General features: G+C 56.9%; 3 protein-coding genes. 1 reads left to right on the plus strand and 2 read right to left on the minus strand.

What is annotated here, in order from left to right; all coding sequences use genetic code 11:
* Positions 1-385: 385 nt before the first annotated feature.
* Entirely contained in the window at positions 386-1,018 is a 633-nt protein-coding gene (locus tag C450_RS11825) for a hydrolase (protein ID WP_049910161.1), read from the plus strand.
* A 5-nt stretch (positions 1,019-1,023) separates the two neighbouring features.
* Here the strand turns inward: C450_RS11825 and C450_RS11830 are convergent, their stop codons facing one another.
* Both C450_RS11830 and C450_RS11835 read right to left on the minus strand, forming a co-directional pair.
* A complete protein-coding gene (locus tag C450_RS11830; protein WP_005043682.1) occupies positions 1,024-1,962 on the minus strand; it encodes an NADP-dependent oxidoreductase in 939 nt (312 codons plus the stop codon).
* A gap of 237 nt (positions 1,963-2,199) precedes the next feature.
* The coding region (locus C450_RS11835) for a low temperature requirement protein A (protein ID WP_005043684.1) at positions 2,200-2,938 on the minus strand (739 nt) is incomplete at its 5' end.

The following is a 2,938-nucleotide window of genomic DNA, read 5'->3' on the forward strand; positions in this document are numbered from 1 at the left end:
GATATCCCAGACGACCGACGCGGCGAAGCACTCGCGCTCGCCCAGCAAAAGCGCATCGAGGCGGGCGCGGAGTACGCCAAGGAGGAACACTTTGAAGCCGCCATCGAGGAACTCGGCCTTCCGATCGAACGTCACGACTTCCCATCCTCCTGATGACCACAGGCAACGAGAGAATGACACTGACTGAGCGCATGTTCCGAGCACGTTCAGCCACGATGTCTAAACGAACACAGTCTCACCGTCCATTATACATGACTACTACTCAACTCAAGCGTATGTGTGATGCATTGGGGAGCTTACGTCGGTGGAGACTATTCACACCTGCTCTGGAATTGCCGCGGGTTTTATTCCGCTATGGCGCAACACAGGAAGAGGGAGAAATACCATGACAAACGCAACTGCAACACCGAGCGAACAGTTACTCACACGGGAGAACTGTGCGATAACGTTCATCGACCACCAACCGGAGATGGTACTCGGAATCAATACTATCGATACCGTATCACTCAAAAATAACGTCGCTGGCCTTGCCAAGACGGCAGATACCTACGATATCCCGACCGTCCTTTCGACTATTGGTAGAGAACACAATGGACCACTCTTCGAGGAGATTCGAGACGTCTTCCCGGACGAAGAGGTGATTGACCGCACGACGATGAATTCGTGGGAGGATGAGGCGTACGTCGAGGCTGTCGAAGCAACAGATCGTGATCGGCTGGTCATGGCCGGCCTCTGGACGGAGGTCTGCGTTTGTTTTGCCGCACTGTCAGCACTGGAAGCAGACTACGACGTGTATGTGGTGGCCGACGCCTGTGGGGGGCGGTCGACCGCCGACCATGAACATGCCCTTGAGCGGATGGTGAACGCGGGCGCGACGCCGGTCACCTGGGCCCAAGTCCTCTATGAAATTCAGCGTGACTGGGCCGCCGACGGTGCCAGAGAGGCTCACCAGATCTCCATCGACCACGCTGGCGACTTCGGAATGGCCGTTCAATACGGCGACTTCTTGGAGGAGTGACGCGATCAGTCTCCAGTGTGCAGAACGATTTTCCCGCGCGTGTGTCCTTCTTCGATCTGCTCGTGAGCTTCGGGCGCGTCCGCTAATGGGAGCGTCGTACTAATCGTTGGTTCGACCTCCCCAGCGTCAATCAGTTCACTGATTTCAGAGAGAATCGCCGCATCCGGTCGCACACCGACCCGTCGAGCGTGAACGCTATACTCTTCGGCCTGTTCATCAGAGATTTCACCGACGAGCGCAGCGAGAATGCCCCCCTCAGTCAGTACCTCATATGAGTGCTCGCGCGTGTCGCCCCCAATCGCATCAACGACGAGATCAATGTCATCGAGTTCCTCCTCGAAAGAGGTCTCGCGGTAGTTGACGAACTCATCGGCACCCAGATCGCGCAGGAACAGCTCATTGTATCCAGATGCCGTTCCGATTACGTGCGCACCCTGCGATTTTGCGAGCTGGACGGCGATATGGCCGACTCCCCCCGCAGCCGCGTGAATAAGCACTCGCTGGTCCTCCGAGAGCTCGCCTTTATCGAACAGCGCCTGCCACGCGGTGAGTGCGACCATCGGCACGCCAGCGGCTTCAGTATGGTCGAGTGTCTCCGGTTTCTCGACAATTTCGTCCGCGGGCACGGCAGCGTATTCGGCGTCTGCGTTCCCCGGTTCCGGAAAGCCCACCAATCCATAGACCGCACTATCTTCTTCGAACTCAGTCACGTCTGCTCCAACAGCCTCAACAGTTCCGGAGAGATCCCAGCCAGGAATCCACGGAAATGGAATTTCACCGAAATTTCCTTCGCGAACGGCTGTATCGACGCGATTGACCCCGGCTGCATGGACGCGAACTAATACCTCGTCAGCGGCGGGTTCTGGCTGTGGCGCAGTTTCGTACTGGAGTACGTCTGGCCCACCGAATTCGTGGATGCGAACTGCGTTCATTTCCTCCGACATATGTTTGTCTCTCCAACATAGAAGGAGAACTCACATCAGCAAATAGGTGACGGTGAATACGGTGTTTCGGCGGGGATTCGCAGTACCCTGCGCTTGCGAAACGACTGGACCGTCCCGTCACCTCGGACAGTCATCAAATCATCCATCGGGATTCGACTCATCTTTTCGAGTGTCAGCATCTGATAACGAGTTCCGTTGTGATATCTCCAAGACAGGTTTCTCATAACGACTCGTCGTTCAGCCTGCGCGGAGTCTGTTCCGGTGTTCGGACCATACCGTCTCGTAGATCGCAAGTCCAACAAATAGCACAGTAAGGATTGCGAGAGCAACGATGGCGGGAACTCGCACCGCTACGGAGATCAACACGAGGGTGACGATTGCCACGACGAGTCGCAGGACGCTGATGTTGCCGTGGTCGCGGAATCGAAAGGCGTTGTGCCCGAGCAAATAGAGCGCACCGCCACCAAAGAGCGCAACGGCAGCGATTGTCCCGAGCGGATCGCCAGTATGTGCGAGGGTCTGCTCGATACCGAGCGCGATGAAGATGATGCTCCCGACCATCAACAGGTGGATGTAGCTATACGAATCGCGCGCCATCCGTGTTTGTTCATGACCGCTGGTTTCGGCGAGCGTTCGCTCTGCGGCGAGCACGACATAGTCGAAATACAGCCACCACAACGCGATGACGAGGACGATGCCGAACAGGGCGGCGAGAACGACACTGAAACCGAGTTCCAACCCCTCCGCCCCGACACCAATCGCCACAAGTGACTCGCCAAGCGCGATGATGAGGACAAGACGGTGGCGTTCGACGAAGTGTCCGACGTTGATATGAAACCCCTCGACACTGCGAACGAACACGATGCCGTAATCGATGGCGAGTGCTGCAATCCAGAGTATGCCTTCGAGCGGCCCATCGAAGAACCCGGCGACAACGAGCAGTGCTGGGCCACCCAAAAATCCCGGTGCGGCCCGA

The organism is Halococcus salifodinae DSM 8989, assembly GCF_000336935.1.
Classification (GTDB): domain Archaea; phylum Halobacteriota; class Halobacteria; order Halobacteriales; family Halococcaceae; genus Halococcus; species Halococcus salifodinae.